Consider the following 21223-nt stretch of genomic DNA (forward strand, 5'->3'; position numbering starts at 1 on the left):
TGATGCTCCGCAGAACGCGGATCCACGGGCCTCCGGCGCCCCGCATCGATCACGGTGGGGTCCAGTCGTAGCCGTCGATCCACCACGTGTAGTACAGCCAAACCCACTGCAGCCCGACGAACGCGACGACGACGGCCACGCGGTACACCCGCGACCGCGGCAGCGCCACGATCCCGAGCAACGGCGCGATCGGCACGAGGATGCGCCAGGTGCTCGACTGCGGGAAGAACACCGCCAGCAGGTACACCAGGTACGCCACGCCCCAGAGTCGGAGCTCGATGCCGATCCGGCGCGCAGCGGGCATGCACACGAACGCGGCGAACCCGATGAGCACGACGACGAGCAGCACCGCGCCGGCCGGCTGCCCGAACCACCACCCGAACCCCTGCACCCACGGCGCGAACGGCACGAGTTCCTTCCACCCGATGTACGACGACCGCCAGGCGAGCTCGGTGTCCGTGTAGGCCTTCGGCACGCCGGTGACCGCCCACGCGATGGCCGGCCACGCCAGACCGACCAGACCCGACACCGTGGCGACCACCGCGGGTGGGACGAGCCGGCGGAGGGTCAGCGGTTCCGACGAGCGCACCCACGCCGGGCGGATCGCCCACGCGGCCACGAAGAGCACCACCAGGAACGCGAAGGCGAGCCCCGTCGGTCGGGTCATGCCGAGCAGGAGCACGACGGGCAGCATCGCCCACCACCGTCGATCCACCATGAGCAGCAGCGCGACGAGCAGCAGGAACAGGCCCATCGACTCCGCGTAGGCCACCTGGAACATCGCCGACACCGGTGCGACGCAGAACAGCACCGTGGCGAACGTCGCCCGTGCGGGGTCGAGGAACCGTCCCATGAGGCGGCGGAACACCAGCGCGGCCCCGAGTCCGGCGAGCAACGACACCGAGACCGCGACGAACTCGAACGATGCTCCGGTGAGCAGCGTGAGCGCGCGCACCAGGAACGGGTACGCGGGCATGAACGCCCACGCGTTCTCGGTCACGTGCCCGGCGGCGTCGACGGGCAGCGTCGACGGGTACCCGCCCGTGGCGATCACGCGGTACCAGGCACCGTCCCAGATCGACGCGAACGACAGGTAGCCCGGGCTCTGCACGGTGAACGAGTTCGCCGCCTGCAAGCGGGCGAACGCGAGCATCATGGCGCCCGTGACGAGCCGCGCCAGCACGTACACGACCGTGATGCGCACCCACCACGGGACGACCCGGTACCGGGCCCGCCAGCGGTTCCGAGCAGGGGTCCTCCGGGTGGCCCCCGCCGTCGTCAGGCCGTCAGCCACCGACGCAGCCCGGCCTCGACCGCGGTGATCTGCGCGACCGGGACCTGCTCGTCGTCGTGGTGGGCGAAGACCGGCTCGCCGGGGCCGTAGTTGACCGCGGGGACCCCGAGCGCCGAGAAGCGTGCGACGTCGGTCCAGCCGTACTTCGGACGGGGCTCCGGTCCGCCGACGGCCGCGACGAAGTCCTGCGCGAGTGGGGCATCGAGTCCGGGGCGGGCACCGGCGGCGAGGTCGACGATCGTGACCTCGTACCCGTCGAACAGCTCGCGGATGTGGGCGACGGCTTCGTCGGCCGAGCGCGAGGGTGCGAACCGGTAGTTCACGTGCACCATCGCCTCGTCGGGGATGATGTTGCCCGCGATGCCGCCGCTGATGCCGACCGCGTTCAGGCCTTCGCGGTACTCGAGCCCGTCGACCGTGACGGTGCGGGGCTCGTAGGCGGCCAGGGTGGCCAGGATCGGGGCGGTCTTGTGGATCGCGTTGTCGCCGATCCAGCTCCGGGCGCTGTGCGAACGCTTGCCGAACGTGCGGATCTCGGCGCGGAGGTTGCCGTTGCAGCCACCCTCGATCTGAGCCCCGGACGGCTCGCCCAGGATCGCGAAGTCGGCGGTGAGGAGTTCGGGTCGCGTCCGGGCCAGACGGCCGAGGCCGTTCAGGGCGTCGCTGACCTCCTCGTGGTCGTACCAGACCCACGTGACGTCGACCGAGGGGTCGACCAGGTCGTACGCCAGCTTGAGCTGCACCGCGCAGCCAGCCTTCATGTCGACGGTGCCGCGGCCCCAGAGGATCTCGGTGCCGTCCTCGGTGGTCCGGAACTCGGTCGGCAGGTTGTCGTTGAGCGGGACGGTGTCGATGTGACCGGCGATGACGACGCGGCGGTCGCGGCCCAGGTTCGTCCGCGCCACGATCGCGTCGCCGTCGCGGATCACCTCGAGGTGCGGCAGCGGTGCGAGCACGGCCTCGATCGCGTCGGCGAGGGCCTGCTCGTTGCCGGACACCGACTCGATGTCGCAGATGGCACGGGTGATGTCGATGGACGAGGCGGTGAGGTCGAGGTGCTCCGGCATGCGGGCAGCCTACCGGCCGCCCCTCGCACCGCCCCGGCCGTCCGGCCGGACGGTGCCCGCCGACGGCCGCTCGGTACCCTGGAGCCGTGACCGACACGACTGCCTCCGACCGCCCGACCCACGCCTGGGGCCACGGCCTCGCGACGATCGCCGCCGACGGCACGACGCTCGACACCTGGTACCCGGAGACGCACCTCGGCCCGCTGCCCGCCGACGCCGTGTTCCCCGCCGAGCTGCAGGCGCACGTCGGTGACGACCCCCGCCGCGAGGTCCGGATCGAGGCCGTCACCACCGAGATCACGATCGACGCCGGCCCGACGAGCACCCCGGACGCGTACCTCCGCCTGCACCTGCTGAGCCACCTGCACGTCCGCCCGAACGAGGTCTCCCTCGACGGTGTCTTCGGCCACCTGCCGATCGTCGCGTGGACGAACGCCGGCCCGGTGCACCCCGAGTCCCTGACGCGCCTGCGCCCGTCCCTGCAGCGCGCCGGCATCGCCGTGCACGCCATCGACAAGTTCCCGCGCCTGCTCGACTACGTCGTGCCGGACCGCGTCCGCATCGGCGACGCCAACCGCGTCCGCCTCGGCGCACACCTGGCGCCGGGCACGACCGTCATGCACGAGGGCTTCGTGAACTTCAACGCCGGCACCCTCGGTGACGCCATGATCGAGGGCCGCGTCTCGCAGGGCGTCGTCGTCGGCAACGGCACCGACATCGGCGGCGGCGCCTCGATCATGGGCACCCTGTCCGGCGGCGGCACGCACCGTGTCTCGCTCGGCGAGCGCGCGCTGCTCGGCGCGAACGCGGGCCTCGGCATCTCGCTCGGTGACGACTCCGTCATCGAGGCCGGTCTCTACGTCACGGCCGGCACGAAGGTGGTGCTGGTCGGCGCGGCACCGAACCCCGACGGCACCCCGAAGACCGTCAAGGCCGCGGAGCTCTCCGGCACCCCGAACATCCTGTTCCGCCGCAACAGCGTCAGCGGCGCCGTCGAGGCCCTGCAGCGCAAGGGCGAGGGCATCCAGCTGAACACCGCGCTGCACGCGTAGCGCTCGGCCAGCGGTCACGACGCGCCGCCTGCGCGCGCCGAGGGCGCACGAACTGTCGCTCCGGCACCCGCCGGACGACAGTTCGCGACCACTCGGCGGAGGTGAGCGGCGCGCCCCGCCGCCCCGCGCCCGACACGCCCGCACGGAGGCCCGGTGCCGGTCCACGAGACCGCCACCGGGCCTCCAGGCCATCGCGTCCAGAGCCGCAACCCGCCCCGCGAGTGGTCACAACACGCCGTCCGCGTGCGCCGAGGGCGCACGAACCGTCGGTACGGCGCCCTCCGAACGACAGTTCGCGACCACTCGACGGGAGGTGAGCGGCGCGCCCCGCCGCCCCGCCCCGACACGCACCCACGGGAGGCCCGGTACCGGCCCACGAGACCGGCACCGGGCCTCCAGGCCGTCGCGTCCAGTGCCCCACCCCGCCCCGCGAGTGGTCACAACACACCGTCCGCGGGCGCCGAGGGCGCACGAACCGTCGTTTCGACACCCTCCGGACGACAGTTCGCGACCACTCGGCAGAGGTGAGCGGCGCGTCCAGAGCCTCGCCCCGCGCCCGACACGCCCGCACGGAGGCCCGGTGCCGGTCCACGAGACCGGCACCGGGCCTCCAGGCCGTCGCGTCCAGTGCCGCAACCCGCCCCGCGAGTGGTCACAACACACCGTCCGCGGGCGCCGAGGGCGCACGAACCGTCGTTTCGACACCCGCCGGACGACCGTTCGCGACCACTCGACGGAGGTGAGCGGCGTGTCCCGCCGGACGGCGCCACGCGGCGCACACGCACGAGCGCCCCGCGCCACGGAACCGTGGGGCGGGGCGCTCGGGGTCGATCAGCGCGCGGGGACGTCGCGCTCGGGTGCACCCACGTAGAGCTGCTGGGGGCGACCGATCTTGTTGAGCGGGTCGTTGTTCAGCTCGCGCCACTGGGCGATCCAGCCCGGCAGACGACCGATGGCGAACAGGACGGTGAACATCCGCGGCGGGAAGCCCATCGCCTTGTAGATGATGCCGGTGTAGAAGTCGACGTTCGGGTAGAGCTTGCGGCTGACGAAGTACTCGTCCTCGAGTGCGATCTGCTCGAGTTCCATCGCGATGTCGAGCAGGTCGTCCTGCACGCCGAGGGACTCGAGGACCTCGTGCGCGGACTCCTTGACGAGCTTCGCGCGCGGGTCGTAGTTCTTGTAGACGCGGTGCCCGAAGCCCATGAGCTTGACGCCCTGCTCCTTGTTCTTCACCCGCTCGACGAAGCGCGTCACGGGCTCGCCCGAGTCCTTGATCTGCTGGAGCATCTCGAGCACGGCCTCGTTCGCACCGCCGTGCAGCGGGCCGTACAGGGCGTTGATGCCGGCCGAGATCGAGGCGAACATGTTCGCCTTCGTCGAGCCGACCATGCGCACCGTCGAGGTCGAGGCGTTCTGCTCGTGGTCCTCGTGCAGGATCAGGAGCCGCTCGAGCGCTTTCGAGAGCACCGGGTTGGGCTTGTAGGTCTCGGCCATGGTGCCGAAGTTCAGCCGCAGGAAGTTGTCGACGAACGACAGCGAGTTGTCCGGGTACAGGAACGCCTGCCCGATGGCCTTCTTGTGGGCGTACGCCGCGATGACCGGGAGCTTGGCGAGGAGCCGGACGGTCTGCAGCTCGACCTTCTCGGGGTCGTCGACGTCCATGTCGTCCTCGTAGTACGTGGACAGGGCGCTCACGGCGCTCGAGAGCACGGACATCGGGTGCGCCGAGTGCGGCAGGGCGTCGAACAGGCGGCGGAGGTCTTCGTGCAGCAGGGTGTGCCGACGGATGCGGGCGTCGAACTGCTCGAGCTCGGTGGGGGTCGGCAGCTCGCCGTAGATCAGGAGCCACGCGACCTCGAGGAAGGTGCAGTTGCCGGCGATCTGGTCGATCGGGTACCCGCGGTAGCGCAGGATCCCCTGGTCGCCGTCGATGTAGGTGATCGCGCTCTTCGTCGCACCGGTGTTCACGAACCCGTAGTCGAGCGTGTTCATCCCGGTCTGCTTCTTGAAGGTCGAGATGTCGATCGCGGACGCGCCGTCGACGCTCTGCAGGATCGGGAACTCCGCCGTGCCACCCGGGAACGTCAGCGTCGCGGTCGCGCCCTGCTGTTCGGCGGCGGGACTCACGGGGACGGGCGTGGTGGGCGGTGTGGCCGTCTTCTGAGCGTCATTGGCAGTGTCAGTCACGAGGACAGCCTAATCGCGGCACCTGTCGGTCGTGCACACATCCCAGGTGACGATTTGGTGGTTCCCACGGATTGCGGGCACCACCGGAACGACTCGTGTCCGTGCTACGCGGTGCCGAGGCGACGGCTGCTCGCCAGTCGCTGCGACGCTGCGGCGATGCGTTCGTCGGTCGCCGTCAGGGCCACGCGGACGTGCTCTCCCCCCGCTGCGCCGTAGAACGTGCCCGGTGCGACGAGGATCCCGCGGTCGGCGAGCCAGGCCACGGTGTCGAGTGCGGGTTCGCCGCGGGTGGCCCAGAGGTAGAGCCCGGCCTCGCTGTGGTCGATCCGGAACCCGGCGTCCTCGAGTGCTCTCCGGAGCATGTTCCGGCGCGCTCGGTAGCGGGCCTTCTGCTGCTGCACGTGGGTCTCGTCCTGGAGCGCGATGACCATGGCCTGCTGCACGGGCAGCGGCGGCATGAGCCCCGCGTGCTTCCGGACGGCCAGGACGTCGGCCAGGATCGCGGCGTCACCGGCGACGAAGGCCGCACGGTAGCCGGCGAGGTTCGACTGCTTCGACAGCGAGTACACGCTCAGCACGCCGTCGAGCGAGTCACCGACCACCCGGGGGTCCAGGATCGTGGGCGTCGGGGTGGTGGCGTACTCCGGGTCCCACCCGAGCTCGGCGTAGCACTCGTCGCCGACGATGACGGCCCCGAGCTCGCGGGCGCGCACCACGGCGGCACGGAGCTCGTCGATGGTCAGCACGCGGCCGTCCGGGTTGCCCGGGGAGTTCAGCCACACGAGCTTCGTGCTGGACGGCCACGCCGCCGGGTCGTCCGAGGCGAGGGCCTCGGCGCGGACCAGTGCGGCGCCGAGCTCGTACGTCGGGTACGCGGCGGCCGGGAACACCACGGTGTCACCGGGGCCGATGCCGAGCCAGAGCGCGAGGCCCGCGATGAACTCCTTCGAGCCGATCGTCGGCAGCGCGTTCGCCTCGGTCAGGGCGACGCCGTGCCGACGGCCGTACCAGTCGGCGATGGCCTGTCGCAGCGCCGGGGTGCCGGCGACCTGCGGGTAGGCGTGCGCATCGGTCGCGGTGGCCAGGGCGGTGCGGACGACTTCGGGCGTGGGGTCGACGGGCGATCCGACGCTGAGGTCGACGATGCCGCCCTCGTACGCCGCGGCGCGCTGCTTGAACGGGACGAGCTGGTCCCAGGGGAAGTCGGGGAGGTCGAGCGCCACGAGGGGGTCCGGTCAGCCGCGGACGGGCTCGGCCGCGACGACGGGGTGGTCCTTGTGGATCACGCCGACCTTCGCAGCGCCGCCGGGCGACCCGACCTCGTCGAAGAACTCGACGTTGGCCTTGTAGTAGTCGGCCCACTGGTCGGGCAGGTCGTCCTCGTAGTAGATGGCCTCGACGGGGCAGACCGGCTCACACGCACCGCAGTCGACGCACTCGTCGGGGTGGATGTAGAGCGAGCGGTCACCCTCGTAGATGCAGTCGACCGGGCATTCGTCGATGCAGGCACGGTCCTTGACGTCGACACAGGGCTGGGCGATCACGTAGGTCACGGTTCGGGTGCTCCCTTCGACGAGCGGGTTCGAGTCTACTCGCGGCCCGGGGCCGTCCGGGACCGCAGCCCCGACAGGTCCGGCCACGCGAGGACCAGGGCGGCGATGACCGCGGGGGCGAAGGTCCAGACGTACCCGGCCGCGTTGGCGAGGACGAGCGGCGAGCTCTCCCCGCCGACCGACACGAGCACCTGCGTCGCGACGAGGATCCCGATGCCGATCGCGGCGACCATCGTCCGCGAGCGGTAGACGAGCCGCACGCCCACGGTCAGGCCGAGCACGATGAGGGTGGTGACGACGAGTCCGACCGGGAACGCGCCGAGCGTCTGCTGGTGCGTGACCGTCCCGAGCCCGCCGGCGAGCAGCCCGAGCAGCAGCGAGACGACGACCGCCGCGGCCTTGCCCTGGCCGGACATCTCGGCGTAGGTCTGCGGGGCCGCCGGCTGCGGGGCCGCGTCGTGCCGGAACGCCTCGACCGCCGGGGCGTGCTGCCGGACGCCGTGCGGCATCACCCACGACAGGGCCGCTGGGTCGGCGGGGTCCACGGGGTCGACGTCGACCTGGGAGCGGTACTGCTCGACCGCCGCACGCACCTTGGCCCGGACCGGCAGGACGTCGACCGTGACGTCGGCCTGGCCGTTGGCGGGGTCGACGATCATCGAGAACGGGACCTCTTCGGCACGGGCCGCGTACTGCGCCGCGTGGTGCATCCGCACGTGGTCGGGATGCCCGTAGCCGCCGTCGTCGGCGTAGCTGATCACGGCGTCGGCACCGGTGGAGCGGATCGCGGCGCGGACGTCGTCGACGACCTCGCCCAGGTCCGCCGCGGTCAGCGAGTCGGCCGGGGCGTCGTCCGCGGCGGTGGCCCGCCCGTCCGGGCCCCACTGCATGCCGGAGTCGACGTAGCGACGCTCCGGCAGGTCGGTCGGCCGGGCACCGCGCCCGCCGAGCCACAGGTGCTGCGGACCGCCGAGGGCGGCGAGGGCAGCGGCGATCTCGGTCTCCCGGTGCCGTGCCACCCGCGCGGGGTCGCCGGCCAGCGGGGCCAACTGCTCCGTGAGCATCTCGCCGCGCTCGCCCCGGGTCGCGGTGAGCACGGTCACCTCGGCGCCGCGCTCGAGCAGGGTCGCGATGGTCCCGCCCGACGAGAGCGTCTCGTCGTCGGGGTGGGCGTGCACGATCAGGACGCGCTCGGGGCGCGTGGCGGGGGCCTTCGACATCGTCCCCAAGGGTACGGGACTAGCGGGGCGTGACGATGTAGGTCGCCGTGACGCCGCCGCTGTCCTTGGTCTCCGAGAAGGTCAGGACGACGCGGTAGGCGTCGCTCCGGAACATGCCGAACGCGCTTGACGAGTCCGCACGCTTCGCCGACTCGGTGTACCCGGCGTCGGTGAGCTGTTGCACGGCGGCCTGGAAGTCGTCGACGGAGGCCGCCCGGACCTGCGCGACCCACCCCGAGCCGTTCGGGCCGGCTCCCCCGCCGAGCACGGTGCCGTCGACGAGCGGGACGTCCTCCGACGGGAACCCGTCCGGCACCTTGCCGTCGGAGGTCACGTCCGCACCCTTGAGCGCCGTGTCGAGCGCGCCGTCGATGCCACCGGCGACCGAGGACATGCCGTCCTGGATCGCCTTGCCGTCGACGCCGGCGACCCCGTCGGCCACGTTCGACGCGACGGAGGACCCGAGGTCGGTGGCCTGCTGCACGGCCTGGGTCGAGCAGCCGGTGAGTCCGGCCAGGGCGATGCCGGCAGCGACGGCGGCGATCAGCGGGGTACGGAGGGAACGCATGGCGCGACCGTAACGGACGAGCCGGGAGGCCCGGCGCGAGTTGGCTGTGAACGTGCCGTCCCCGGGGCGGTCACGTGCGCGGCGGGGCCGCCCCGGGCCTCCTTCCCGGAGAACGTGTCAGGCGACGTAGGCGCGCGTCGCCGCGACCAGGGCGTCGACGCCGACCGGGATCGCGGTCTCGGCCTGCGGCGCGTAGAACGGCGAGTGGTTGCTCGGGATCTCCTCGCCGCGGCGGAAGCGCTCCGGGTCGGTGATGCCCGTGAACCAGTACACGAGCGGCGCTCCGGCGGCGGTGGCGAGCTGGCCGACGTCCTCCGACGCCATGGCGAGCCCGATCTCCAGGTCGCGGGCTCCCGGCACCTCGGCGCGGATCGCGTCGAGCACGGTGGCGGCGGCCTCGGCGTCGTTCACGGTGACCTCGGCGCCCGGTGCGCGCACGATCGTCGGCTCGGACAGGCCACCGGCCGTGCTCTCGGCCCGGACGATGCGCTCGATCGAGGCGATGATGCGCTGGCGGGTCTCCTCGTTGCGGGCCCGGGTCGAGATCTCGATGACGGCCTCGTCGGGGATGATGTTCGCCCGCGTGCCGGCGTGGAAGCTGCCGACGGTGACGACCCCCGCGTCGCTCGGCGAGACCTCGCGGGCGACGACGGTCTGCAGCCGCACGACGGCCGAGGCCGCGGTGACGACCGGGTCGAGCGAGGCCTGCGGTGCCGAACCGTGCGCCCCACGACCGTTGAAGGTCACCGTCAGCCGGTCGCTCGACGCCATCACGGGGCCGGTGCCCACCGCGACGATGCCGACCGGTGCGGGTGCGGAGTGCTGCCCGAGCACGACGTCCGGCTTCGGGAACCGCTCGACCAGGCCGTCCTCGACCATCGCGCGGGCGCCGGAGATGACCTCTTCAGCAGGCTGGAAGACGGCGACGACCGTGCCGCGCCAGTCCCCCGTGCTCGCCACCAGGCGCTCCAGCGTGCCGAGCAGCCACGTGACGTGGATGTCGTGGCCGCAGGCGTGCATGGTCGGGACCTCGCGGCCCTCGTCGTCGGTGCCGACGTGCTCGCTGGCGTAGGACAGGCCGGTGCGTTCCTGCACGGGCAGGCCGTCCATGTCGGCGCGGAGCCAGACCACGGGGCCCTCGCCGTTCGACACGACACCGACGATGCCGGTGCCGCCGACGCCCGTCGTCACCTCGATCCCACCGATCTCGGCGAGCTTCGCAGTGATGACACCGGCGGTGCGGTGCTCCTGGAAGCCGAGCTCCGGGTGGGCGTGCAGGTCCTGGTAGATCGAGAGCAGGTCGAGAGTCACGCTGACCACGGTACAACCGCGAACGGCCCGGCCACCTGTTGCAGGTGACCGGGCCGTCGGACGGAGGACGGGCCTCCGCGCGTGTTGCTCGTGCTGGTGCTTACGCGTCCTGGCGCTTGAGACGCGCGTAGGAGCGCTGGCGAGCCGACGCGTCCAGCTCGACCTTGCGGATGCGCACGGCGGCGGGGGTGACCTCGACGCACTCGTCCTCACGGGCGAACTCGAGGCACTCCTCCAACGAGAGCTGACGCGACGGCGTCATCGACTCGAACGTGTCGGCGTTGGCCGACCGCATGTTGGTGAGCTTCTTCTCCTTGGTGATGTTCACGTCCATGTCGTCGGCGCGCGAGTTCTCGCCGATGACCATGCCCTCGTAGACCTCTTCGGTCGGGTTGACGAAGAACGACATCCGCTCCTGCAGGTTCGTGATGGCGAACGGCGTCACCACACCGGAGCGGTCGGAGACGATCGAGCCGTTGATGCGGGTCTGGATCGCGCCGGCCCACTCGTCGTAGCCGTGGAAGATCGCGTTGGCGATGCCGGTGCCGCGGGTCTCGGTCAGGAACGACGTGCGGAAGCCGATCAGGCCGCGCGACGGGACGATGAACTCCATGCGCACCCAGCCGGTGCCGTGGTTCGTCATGTTCTCCATGCGGCCCTTGCGAGCGGCCATGAGCTGCGTGATCGCGCCGAGGTACTCCTCCGGCGTGTCGATCGTCATGTGCTCGTACGGCTCCTGCAGCTTGCCGTTCTCGTCACGCTTCGTGACCACCTGCGGCTTGCCGACGGTGAGCTCGAAGCCCTCGCGACGCATCTGCTCGACCAGGATGGCGAGTGCGAGTTCACCACGGCCCTGGACCTCCCACGCGTCGGGGCGGCCGATGTCGAGGACCTTGAGCGAGACGTTGCCGACGAGCTCGCGGTCGAGGCGCTCCTTGACCATGCGGGCGGTCAGCTTGTGGCCCTTGACCTTGCCGACGAGCGGGCTGGTGTTCGTGCCGATCGTCATCGAGATCGCCGGGTCGTCGACCGTGATGGTCGGCAGCGGGCGGACGTCCTCGGGGTCGGTCAGGGTCTCGCCGATGGTGATCGTGTCGAAGCCGGCGACGGCGACGATGTCACCGGGGCCCGCCGACTCGGCCGGGTAGCGGTCGAGCGCCTTCGTGATGAGGAGCTCGGTGATGCGGGCGTTGACGACGGTGCCGTCGTGCTTGACCCACGCGACCGTCTGGCCCTTCTTCATGGTGCCGTGGAAGATGCGCAGGAGCGCCAGGCGACCGAGGAACGGGGAGGCGTCGAGGTTCGTGACGTGCGCCTGCAGCGGGTGCTCGTCGTCGTACTTCGGGGCCGGGACGTGCTGGAGGATCGCTTCGAACAGCGGCTCGAGGTCGTCGTTGTCGGGCAGCTCGCCGTCGTTCGGCTTGTTGCGCGACGCGGCGCCGTTGCGACCCGAGGCGTAGACCACCGGGACGTCGAGGATCGCGTCGAGGTCGAGGTCGTCGACCTCGTCCGACAGGTCGGAGGCGAGGCCGAGGAGCAGGTCCTGGGACTCGGAGACGACCTCGTCGATGCGGGAGTCGGGCCGGTCCGTCTTGTTGACGAGCAGGATCACCGGGAGCTTCGCGGCGAGCGCCTTGCGCAGCACGAAGCGGGTCTGGGGCAGGGGACCTTCGGAGGCGTCGACGAGCAGCACGACACCGTCGACCATGGAGAGGCCGCGCTCGACCTCACCACCGAAGTCGGCGTGACCGGGCGTGTCGATCACGTTGATGGTGATGGGGCCGTCCGCGCCGAACTCGGTCGCGTGCTTGCCGTTGTAGAGCACCGACGTGTTCTTCGCGAGGATCGTGATGCCCTTCTCGCGCTCGAGGTCGTTCGAGTCCATCATGCGGTCTTCGCCCTCGAAGTGGGCGTCGAACGAGTTGGTCTGCGTGAGCATCGCGTCGACGAGGGTGGTCTTGCCGTGGTCGACGTGTGCCACGATGGCGACGTTGCGCAGGTCGGACCGGGTGGCGAGCGCCATACAGGACATCCTTCAATTTCTGGGAGAGTGTCGGGCCAGTGTTTTCACAGCACCGCACCCGTGGGCAGAACGCCCGACACGCCAGTCTACCGGTAGTTCGCAAGCGACAGGAGTACAGCGCATGAGCCGTCGGCGAACGTGGGTCGAGATCACCATCGTCCTGCTGCTCTCGCTCGGTGCCAGCGCCCTCTACTCGATCCTGCAGATCATCGACGACCTGTCCCAGACGACCCCGCTCGGCGAGCAGTCGACGGCGCTGAACACCTCGTCGACGACGGTGCAGTACGTCGACCTCGCCCGGCAGCTCCTCGGCATCGCGGTGGACCTGGCCCCGGTGGCGCTCGTCTGCTACCTGCTGTGGAGCACGTCGCGACCCCACCTGGGCCGGCTCGGGATCGACCGGTTCCGGGCGAAGCCGGACCTGGGCGGCCCGGCGCTCATCGCCCTGTGCATCGGGATCCCGGGGCTCGCGCTGTACTTCGCGGGGCGGGCGCTCGGCATCACGGTCGCGGTCGACCCCGCCGCGCTGAACTCGTACTGGTGGACGGTCCCGGTCCTGCTGCTGTCCGCGATCCGCTCGGGCCTGCAGGAGGAGGTGATCGTGATCGGGTACCTCTACGCCCGTCTCGGCGACCTCGGGTGGGGCCGCTGGCAGATGATCTTGTCGACCGCCCTGCTGCGCGGCAGCTACCACCTGTACCAGGGGTTCGGGGCGTTCATCGGCAACGCGGTGATGGGCATCGTGTTCGGCTGGATCTACACGAGGTGGGGCCGACTCCTGCCGCTCGTCATCACGCACGCCCTGCTCGACGCGGTGGTCTTCGTCGGGTACCCCTGGGTGGCGCACGCGTTCCCGCAGTTGTTCTCGTAGGCAGCTGCGCGCCGCTGGCAGCTCGCGCACGCGCCGCTGGCCGTTCAGCGCGTCGCGGGCGCATCCACAGCCCCCGCTCAGCGCGCCGAGGGGCAACCACCGCCGGTCCGCCCTACCGTGAGACGCATGAGCATCCCCGCGATCGGCGAGTCCGCCCCGTCGTTCACCCTGCCGGGGATGGTCGTGCGCGGCGGCGTCCGCACCGACGACGAGTACGACCTGTCCGCCGAGATCGGCCGCACCGTGGTGCTGGCCTTCTACCCGGGCGACGCGACGGCGGTCTGCACGGCCCAGCTCTGCAGCTACCAGGCCGAACTCGACGAGTTCACCGACCTCGGCGCGACCGTGTGGGGCATCAGCCCGCAGGCACTCGACTCGCACGAGGGGTTCGCCCGCGGGTCCTCGCTCGCGTTCCCGCTGCTCAGTGACACCGCCGGCTCGGTGATCCGCGCCTACGGGGTGCAGGCACCGGGCATCGGCCTGCGTCGGTCGGTCTTCGTGATCGGCCCCGACGGCGTGGTCCGGTGGCGACACGTCGGCCTGGTCGGTCTGCGGTTCCCGAAGGCCGAGACCATCCGCGAACAGATCGAACTGCTCGTTTCGTAGTCCTCGGCGTGGGATTCCCCTGAATGCGTCGCGATGGGGTATTGACACCCCAACTGGGGGCGACGACCATTGACGGCACGAGGGTCCGTCCAGGATCTGCCTCCCCGGGGAATCGGGTCGTCCGGAGATACGCGCCGGTGTGTCACACCCGCTCCCCGGGCGTCTCCGGGGAGGCATCTCGTACCCTCGTCCGGTGCCCACCACCATCGTCGCCCCCGGCCTGCGCGCCCTCGCCGTCGTCCTCTGGGTCGTGGCCGTCGTGCTCGTCCCACTGGCCCTGCTCGGCGGCGGCGCCCCCTGGCTCGTGCCGATCCCGAGCATCGCCGTCGCGTTCGTCGCCTGGGCAGCGCTCTGGCGTCCGCGGATCGAGCTGACGCCGGAGCACCTGCGCATCGTGGACGTCCGGCGGACCAGCACCTACACCTGGTCCCGCATCAGCGAGGTGCGCACGAAGTACGGCATCGAGGTGGTCACCAGCGAGGGCGTCCGCCGCGTCTGGATCGCGACCCGCCCGACGGCGCGTCTCGCCGCGCACAGCGGTGACCAGCCGGGAGGCCCGGATCGCCTGGACGTCGACGCTGCGGCCGCGCGGATGCTGGCCCACGTGCCCGCCCCGGCCGAGCAGGACGGCCCACCTCCGTCGACCGTGACGGCTGCGCCGATCACGCACCGCACCCACGGCTGGACGATCCTGGCGATGGTCGTCCTCGGGGTCGCGGCGTCGCTGGCGGCGGCACGGTTCTGACGGTCACGACGCAGAACGACACCCCCGACGTCGTGCGACGTCGGGGGTGTCGTTCGTGAACGGGGCGGCGACTACTTCTTGTAGCCGACGTCCTGCCACTTGACCGAGGACTGCTGGAACTGCGCCGGACCGTAGTTCACCAGGTCCTTGCGCACACCCCAGGCGTACGGCTCGGCGAACAGCGGGATGGTGCCGGCGACCGCGACGATCTTCTTGTCGATGGCCTGCGCGTCCTTGATGCGGGCATCCGGGTCGAGCTCGCCGTTCGCCTTGTCCCACGCGGCACCGAGCGAGTCGTCCGTCACGCCGGTGTAGTTCTGGCCTGCGTCGGCGGGGTAGTAGATCGACTTCAGCGACGAGATCGGGAACGGGGTGCCCTGCCACGCGAAGTACGTGGCGTCGAAGTCACGGGTCGTCGTGGTGATGTACTTCGTGAAGAAGTCATCGGTGGGCACGGTGTCGATGGTCACCTTGAAGCCGGCGAGCTTGGTCTGCTGCTGCACGAGCTGCGCGACGTTCGCCGAGTTCGGGTTGTCCGACGGGATCACGAAGCGGACGTCGAGTTCCTTGCCGCCCTTGGTCGCGTAGCCGTCCGAGCCGATCTTCCAACCGGCGTCCTCGAGCTTCGACTTCGCCTTGTCGGTGCTGTAGCCGTAGACGCTCGACGCGTCGTCCTCGTAGCCCTGCTGTCCGGGCAGGTAGACGAGGTTGTTGAGCACGTCGCCCGGGCTCTTCACCGGCGACAGGATCGCCTGGGCCACGACCTTGCGGTTGATGGCCTGTGCGAACGCCTGGCGCACGTCCTGGTCCTTGAAGACGTCCGAGGTGCCGTTCAGCGTGATCTGACGCTGCGTGGTGCCGAGCGAGCGCTCGATCTTCGAGTCGGACCGCGAGTTCGCCGTCTTGAGGTTGTCGGCGCTGCCGTTCAGGTTGAACGCGTCGAGCTCCTTGTTGCCGTACGCCTGGGCGACGCCGTCACGCGAGACCGTCTTGAAGACGATCGTGTCGAGCTTGCCCTCGTCACCCCACCACTTCGAGTTCTTCTCGAAGGTCACGACGCCACCGTTGGTGTCGAAGGACTTCAGGATGTACGGACCACCGGAGACGTAGGTCTTGCCGTCGGCGGCGTACGGCGCCTTGGCCCAGGCCTTGTTGAAGTGGTCCGGGGTGTCGACGGCCCAGTACGGGTAGATGGCGGTCAAGACGCTCGCCCAGTCGGCGTTGGTCTTCGAGAACGTCATGATGACGTCACGCTCGTCGGAGCCCTGCTTGACCGAGTCCACGTCCTCCCACACGTTGGTGGACAGCGGCGCGAACGCCTTGTTCGTGCCGTTCAGCGCCTTCCAGTTCGCGATGACGTCCTTCGCGCTGATCGGGGTGCCGTCCGACCACACGGCCTTCGGGTTGATCTTGATCTCGACGGTCTGGGGCGAGTCCTTGGTCAGCTCGACGGACGTCGCGTAGTCCTTGTTCGCCTCCCACTCGCCGTTCTCCTTGAACTGGATGAAGCTCGGCAGGTAGGTCTGCGAGATCGTCGTGTCGTCGACGGTCCCCGAGTCCAGGTTGAGCAGCTGCCAGTTCGCTGGAGCGGTGTCGATCGGCAGGGTGATCGACCCGCCGTCCTTGACGTCGGCGCGGTCCGCGACGGCCCAGCCGGTCGACTTCAGCGACGACTCGGCGACCGCGGAGTTGTCGCCGCCCGCTTCTCCGCCGCCGGAGCAGCCTGCCAGCACGACGGCAGCTGCCGCAGCGGTGGCCAGGACGGCGATGCCCTTGATCCTCTTTCGCATGGCGAGGATTCCCTTTCGTTGTGGTTCGCGCAGATCGCGCTGGACCGCGGCGGCCCCCGCCGTCGCGCCTGTTGGTTGAGAACCCTAGCCACATCCGAAGGCGGCACAAGGGTCTGTGCGATGAATCGAAACACGCTCGTAACGAATGTTGCATAGCGTCACTTCCGTTGTCCCACCCAGTCGCTCGAACGGCTAGCCTGTCGCCACCGACAACGCCGTCCGGTCGGACGGCCGCACCCAGAGGTCACGAACCACATGCTCGCCTTCATCGCAAAGCGGATCGTCAACTACATCGTCCTGACGATCGTGGCGACCACGCTCGGGTACATCCTCGCCAGCACGACGCTCAACCCGGCAGCCCGGTTCCTGGGGCGCAACCCGGCCGTGCCGCCGGGCACCATCCAGGCGTCGCTCCGCAAGCTCGGCGCCGATCCGGACACCCCGCTCCTCGTCCGCACCTGGGACTGGTGGGTCGGGCTGGTGACGCACGGCTCGCTCGGCATGAGCACCCGCGGCACCGAGGTGACGGCCGACATCATCGCCCGCTCCGGCACGAGCCTCCGGCTGCTCGTGATCGGCACACTGCTCGGCGCGATCCTCGGGGTGCTCCTCGGCGTCTGGAACGCGGTCCGGCAGTACCGCACCTCCGACCAGGTGTCGACGTACCTGTCCTTCGCGGTGCTCGCCACCCCGACCTTCGTCATCGCGGTCGTGCTGATGATCCTCGCGACCACGCTCAACCAGGGCGTGGGGACGCAGGTGATCCGGTTCACCGGCGAGTACACGCCGGGGGTGACCGGGTTCTTCCCGGTGCTCGGCGACCGGCTCGTGCACCTGTTGTTACCGACGATCTCGCTGACCATCGGCGCGGTCGCCACCTACTCGCGCTACCAGCGCTCGGCGATGCTCGACGTGCTGTCGAACGACTTCATCCGGACCGCACGGTCGAAGGGCCGCACCCGCGGCTCGGCGATCATGCGCCACGGTGTGCGGGTCGCCCTCATCCCGATGTCGACCTTCTTCGCGTACTCGTTCGGACTCATCCTGACCGGCGCGAGCATCACCGAGCTGGTCTTCAGCTGGCACGGCATGGGCGAGTACTTCGTCCAGAGCATCAGCAACAACGACATCAACGCGGCGTCGGGCACGATCCTCTTCACGGCGATCCTCGTGCTCATCGCAGGGACCCTCGCGGACCTGCTGTACGCCGCGCTCGACCCGCGAGTGAGGGTGTGACCCGTGTCTGTTCTCGACCCCACGACCACGACCACCGCCGGTGACCCCGGCGACGGCAACGCCGGGACGCCGGCGCACGTCATCGAGGTGAAGGGCGGCCGCACCCCGCTCTGGCGCAAGGTGTTCGGCACCTGGCGCGCACGCATCGGTGGCAGCGCCCTGCTCCTCATCATCCTCTGGGCGTTCCTCGGCCCGTACCTGTACCACTGGAACGCCGTCGACTCCGACGGGCTGGCGTTCGGCATGCCGCCGAGCGCTGCGCACTGGTTCGGCACGAACGACATCGGCCAGGACATCTACGCGCAGACCCTGGTCGGCCTGCAGAAGTCGCTGCTCATCGGCCTGATCGCCGGACCGGCAGCGACCCTGATCGCCGGCATCGTCGGCGCGATCGCCGGGTACTTCGGCGGCCTCACCGACCGGCTGCTCGTGTGGGTCATCGACCTGCTGCTCGTGATCCCGTCGTTCTACGCGCTCGTGCTGCTCAGCCCGGTGTTCAAGAACCTGACGTGGGTTGCCCTCATCGTCGGCCTCGCGGTGTTCAGCTGGATGGTGATGGCCCGGGTGATCCGCGGGCAGACGATGTCCCTGCGCGAGCGCGACTACGTCAAGGCCGCCCGGTTCATGGGCGTCCCGGCGTTCACGATCATCCGGCGGCACATCCTGCCGAACGTCGCGTCGCTGCTCATCATCGACGCCACGCTCGGCGTCGGAGCCGCGATCCTGGCGGAGAGCTCGCTGAGCTTCTTCGGCTTCGGTATCCAGATCCCCGACGTCTCGCTCGGCACCCTGCTCGCCGCCGGCAGCCAGTCCGCCGTCACCCGCCCGTGGCTCTTCGTCCTGCCCGCCGCGACGCTCGTCGCGACCGTGCTCTCGACCAGCCTGCTCGGCGACGCCCTGCGCGACGCCATCGACCCCACCTCCGGAGCCAACCGTGACTGAGCCGCTGCTCACCGTGTCCGACCTGTCGGTCACGTTCAACCCGAAGACCAAGCCCGTCTACGCGGTCCGGGGTGTCGACTACTCGGTGGCCCCCGGTGAGTTCCTCGGCATCGTGGGCGAGTCGGGTTCCGGCAAGTCGGTGTCCTCGATGGCCGTGATGGGCCTGCTGCCGTCGTCCGCCCAGGTGCAGGGCAGCATCCGGTTCGACGGGCAGGAGCTCGTCGGCAGGAACGACCGCGAGATGTCGGCTCTGCGCGGCCGGGACATCGCGATGGTGTTCCAGGACCCGCTGTCCGCATTGACGCCGGTGTACACGATCGGCCAGCAGATCATCGAGGGCCTGCGCCTGCACGACCGCTCCCTCACCCAGCACGCCGCACGCACCCGCGCCGAGGAACTCCTGCGCATCGTCGGCATCCCGAACCCGGCGCGACGACTCGACGCGTTCCCGCACGAGTTCTCCGGCGGCATGCGCCAGCGCGCGATGATCGCCATCGCCATCGCGAACGACCCGAAGCTGATCATCGCGGACGAGCCGACCACCGCACTCGACGTGACGATCCAGGCGCAGATCCTCGACGTGCTGCAGACCGCCAAGGACATGACCGGTGCGGCCGTCGTGCTCATCACGCACGACCTCGGCGTCGTCGCCGGCAACGCCGACCGCGTCGCCGTGATGTACGCCGGCCGGATCGTCGAGACGGCGCCGGTGCTCCCCCTGTTCCGTGAACCGGTGATGCCGTACACGATCGGGCTGCTCCGCTCGATGCCGAACATGACGTCCGCCCGCACCGAGCGGCTCGTCCCGCTCGACGGCCGCCCGCCCCTGCTCACGCAGAAGCCGACCGGGTGCCCGTTCGCCGACCGCTGCCCCGCCGTCATCGACGCCTGCCGCGACGGCGAACCCGCCCTCGTCGCACCGTCGGTGCCGCAGAGCGCCGACAACCCGGTCCTGACCGGTGCCGTCCAGACGATCGGCAACGGCACCCTGCTCGACGACCACACCGCCGCGTGCATCCGTCGCGACGAGATCGCCGCGGGCACCCTCGAGCGCTCGGAGATCTTCCCCCGCCCCGAGGACGTCCCCGAGGCAGCGGTCGACCACGGCGACGAGGTCGTGCTCGAGCTGCAGGACGTCGTCAAGACGTTCCCGCTCACCAAGGGCGCGCTGTTCCGCCGGCAGATCGGCGAGGTGCACGCGGTGGACGGCATCTCCCTGACGCTCAAGCGCGGCCAGGTGCTCGGTCTGGTCGGCGAGTCCGGCTGCGGCAAGACGACCACCATCATGGAGATCCTCGAGCTCGCCGGGGCCCAGCACGGCACCATCCGGGTGAACGGCGTCGACACCGCCTCGCTGTCCAAGAAGGACCGTCTGGCACTGCGACGCGACATCCAGGTCGTGTTCCAGGACCCGATGGCGTCGATCGACCCGCGCCTCGACATCGGCTCGGTGATCGGCGAGCCCCTCACCGTGCACGGCGTCGCGAAGGACGAGATCCGCCGGCGGGTGCGCGAGGTCCTCGAGCTGGTCGGGCTCGAGCCGAGCTACATCGACCGGTACCCGCACGAGTTCTCCGGCGGCCAGCGGCAGCGCATCGGCATCGCCCGTGCGCTCATCGTGGAGCCGAAGATCCTGGTGCTCGACGAGCCGGTCTCCGCGCTCGACGTCTCGGTGCAGGCCGGTGTGATCAACCTGCTCGAGGACCTCAAGCACCGCCTCGGGCTGTCCTACCTGTTCGTGGCGCACGACCTGTCCGTCGTCCGGCACATCGCCGACGACGTCGCGGTCATGTACCTCGGCCGCATCGTCGAGTACGGCGACGGCGACGCGGTCTTCTCGGACCCGCAGCACCCGTACACCCGGGCCCTGCTGTCGGCCGTGCCGGTGCCGGACCCCATGGCCGAGGCCGCCCGCGGGCGCATCCTGCTCGACGGCGACCTGCCCTCCCCCACGGAGCGCATCGACGGCTGCCGGTTCCGCACGCGCTGCCCGCTCTACCAGCTCCTCGACGAGGGCCGGCAGGAGCAGTGCCGCACGATCGACCCGGGTCTCGAGCCCGTGCACGGCCGCGGTGTCGCCTGCATCCAGACCGACCAGGAGCACCTGCTCACCGAGCGGGTCGGCGCGGCCGTCTGACGACGCTGGTCACGTCGTGGACGTGACCAGCAGACGGACGGGAGGCCCGGAGCACGTCGTGCGCCGGGCCTCCCGTCCGTCCTGTGGTCGCGATCGCGAGCCGCGTCAGGCTCCCAGCCACAGGCTGAGCAGCGAAGCGGCGAGGAGCGCCAGCGCGGCTGCGCCGACCGTCAGGGCCGGCACGTCCCAGCCGCGCACGGCGTCGCCGGCACCGGCGCGCTCGCGGTGCTCGGACCAGCGGTCGAGCAGCACGGTCATCTCGTCGGGCTGTCGCAGGACCGCCCGCTCACCCCGCCGGGCCGGTTTCGGCCGCGGCAGCGACGGGCCGCCCCAGCACTGGACCTTCCGACCGGCGACGGTCTCGATCACGATCTGCCAGCGGAGCCGGACGTCCGCGACGGCCTGCCACGGCACCACGGTGCGGCGGAGCGGGTTGACCACGGTGACCGCGCGCTCGTCGATGACGATGCACGGGCGGTAGGTCAGGACCCAGAGCGCCCAGACGAGCACGGCGATCGGGCCGGCGGCGCGGAGGACGACGTCCCAGCTCCCCCGGAACGCCGCATCGCCGAGCAGGAACAGGCCCAGGACGGCGACGAGGCCGGACGCCACCGCGCC

General features: G+C 70.6%; 18 protein-coding genes. 7 read left to right on the forward strand and 11 right to left on the reverse strand.

Annotation, left to right across the window (positions count from 1 at the left end; all coding sequences use genetic code 11):
- Positions 1-49 precede the first annotated feature (49 nt).
- Both DEJ05_RS06325 and dapE read right to left on the reverse strand, forming a co-directional pair.
- The gene (locus tag DEJ05_RS06325; RefSeq protein WP_111110020.1) at positions 50-1294 is read right to left on the reverse strand and encodes a hypothetical protein; all 1245 of its coding nucleotides are present in this window, start codon (positions 1292-1294) and stop codon (positions 50-52) included.
- On the reverse strand, positions 1279-2361 hold the full coding sequence (gene dapE / locus DEJ05_RS06330) for a succinyl-diaminopimelate desuccinylase (RefSeq protein ID WP_071404160.1): 1083 nt from the start codon (positions 2359-2361) through the stop codon (positions 1279-1281). Before dapE ends, DEJ05_RS06325 begins: the two co-directional genes overlap by 16 nt.
- Before the next feature lie 86 nt (positions 2362-2447).
- Here dapE and dapD point away from each other — a divergent pair, with 86 nt between their 5' ends.
- A complete protein-coding gene (gene dapD / locus DEJ05_RS06335; protein ID WP_111110021.1) occupies positions 2448-3413 on the forward strand; it encodes a 2,3,4,5-tetrahydropyridine-2,6-dicarboxylate N-succinyltransferase in 966 nt (321 codons plus the stop codon).
- An 831-nt stretch (positions 3414-4244) separates the two neighbouring features.
- Here the strand turns inward: dapD and DEJ05_RS06340 are convergent.
- The 7 genes from DEJ05_RS06340 to typA form a co-directional block, all read right to left on the reverse strand.
- On the reverse strand, positions 4245-5543 hold the full coding sequence (locus tag DEJ05_RS06340; RefSeq protein WP_111029554.1) for a citrate synthase: 1299 nt from the start codon (positions 5541-5543) through the stop codon (positions 4245-4247).
- 164 nt (positions 5544-5707) lie between these two features.
- Entirely contained in the window at positions 5708-6826 is a 1119-nt protein-coding gene (dapC, locus tag DEJ05_RS06345) for a succinyldiaminopimelate transaminase (protein WP_111110022.1), read from the reverse strand.
- Between the two features lie 12 nt (positions 6827-6838).
- Positions 6839-7156, reverse strand: a complete 318-nt coding sequence (fdxA, locus tag DEJ05_RS06350; RefSeq protein ID WP_017887060.1) for a ferredoxin — start codon at positions 7154-7156, stop codon at positions 6839-6841.
- Positions 7157-7191: 35 nt separating this feature from the next.
- Complete coding sequence (locus DEJ05_RS06355; protein WP_111110023.1) at positions 7192-8376, reverse strand: PIG-L family deacetylase; 1185 nt, start codon at positions 8374-8376, stop codon at positions 7192-7194.
- A 19-nt stretch (positions 8377-8395) separates the two neighbouring features.
- Positions 8396-8944 (reverse strand): hypothetical protein, encoded by a 549-nt coding sequence (locus DEJ05_RS06360; RefSeq protein WP_111110024.1) that lies wholly within the window; start codon positions 8942-8944, stop codon positions 8396-8398.
- 117 nt (positions 8945-9061) lie between these two features.
- Positions 9062-10255 (reverse strand): amidohydrolase, encoded by a 1194-nt coding sequence (locus tag DEJ05_RS06365; RefSeq protein ID WP_220037007.1) that lies wholly within the window; start codon positions 10253-10255, stop codon positions 9062-9064.
- Between the two features lie 100 nt (positions 10256-10355).
- A complete protein-coding gene (gene typA / locus DEJ05_RS06370) occupies positions 10356-12278 on the reverse strand; it encodes a translational GTPase TypA (protein ID WP_027464562.1) in 1923 nt (640 codons plus the stop codon).
- A gap of 121 nt (positions 12279-12399) precedes the next feature.
- Here typA and DEJ05_RS06375 point away from each other — a divergent pair, with 121 nt between their 5' ends.
- The 3 genes from DEJ05_RS06375 (at position 12400) to DEJ05_RS06385 (ending at position 14500) form a co-directional block, all read left to right on the forward strand.
- Positions 12400-13149 (forward strand): CPBP family intramembrane glutamic endopeptidase, encoded by a 750-nt coding sequence (locus DEJ05_RS06375; protein WP_071404166.1) that lies wholly within the window; start codon positions 12400-12402, stop codon positions 13147-13149.
- Positions 13150-13275: 126 nt separating this feature from the next.
- Positions 13276-13755, forward strand: a complete 480-nt coding sequence (locus DEJ05_RS06380; protein WP_111110026.1) for a peroxiredoxin — start codon at positions 13276-13278, stop codon at positions 13753-13755.
- 193 nt (positions 13756-13948) lie between these two features.
- Positions 13949-14500 (forward strand): PH domain-containing protein, encoded by a 552-nt coding sequence (locus DEJ05_RS06385; RefSeq protein WP_128781207.1) that lies wholly within the window; start codon positions 13949-13951, stop codon positions 14498-14500.
- Positions 14501-14571: 71 nt separating this feature from the next.
- Here DEJ05_RS06385 and DEJ05_RS06390 read toward each other — a convergent pair whose 3' ends face one another.
- Positions 14572-16290 carry an ABC transporter family substrate-binding protein gene (locus tag DEJ05_RS06390; RefSeq protein WP_111110028.1) on the reverse strand — a complete coding sequence of 573 codons (1719 nt, stop codon included), beginning with the start codon at positions 16288-16290 and terminating at the stop codon, positions 14572-14574.
- A 255-nt stretch (positions 16291-16545) separates the two neighbouring features.
- Between DEJ05_RS06390 and DEJ05_RS06395 the strand changes: the two genes are divergently transcribed.
- Genes DEJ05_RS06395 through DEJ05_RS06405 form a run of 3 tightly spaced genes read left to right on the forward strand, consistent with a single transcriptional unit; the run spans position 16546 to position 20605 of the window.
- The gene (locus DEJ05_RS06395) at positions 16546-17526 is read left to right on the forward strand and encodes an ABC transporter permease (RefSeq protein WP_110864437.1); all 981 of its coding nucleotides are present in this window, start codon (positions 16546-16548) and stop codon (positions 17524-17526) included.
- 3 nt (positions 17527-17529) lie between these two features.
- Complete coding sequence (locus tag DEJ05_RS06400; protein WP_071404170.1) at positions 17530-18468, forward strand: ABC transporter permease; 939 nt, start codon at positions 17530-17532, stop codon at positions 18466-18468.
- Positions 18461-20605: a dipeptide ABC transporter ATP-binding protein gene (locus DEJ05_RS06405; protein WP_111110029.1), complete on the forward strand. Its 2145-nt coding sequence runs from the start codon at positions 18461-18463 to the stop codon at positions 20603-20605. The genes DEJ05_RS06400 and DEJ05_RS06405 overlap by 8 nt, the downstream gene beginning before the upstream one ends.
- A 105-nt stretch (positions 20606-20710) precedes the next feature.
- Here the strand turns inward: DEJ05_RS06405 and DEJ05_RS06410 are convergent, their stop codons facing one another.
- Positions 20711-21217, reverse strand: a complete 507-nt coding sequence (locus tag DEJ05_RS06410) for a PH domain-containing protein (protein ID WP_111110030.1) — start codon at positions 21215-21217, stop codon at positions 20711-20713.
- Positions 21218-21223 lie beyond the last annotated feature (6 nt).

The organism is Curtobacterium sp. MCLR17_045, assembly GCF_003234405.1.
GTDB classification, from domain to species: domain Bacteria; phylum Actinomycetota; class Actinomycetes; order Actinomycetales; family Microbacteriaceae; genus Curtobacterium; species Curtobacterium flaccumfaciens.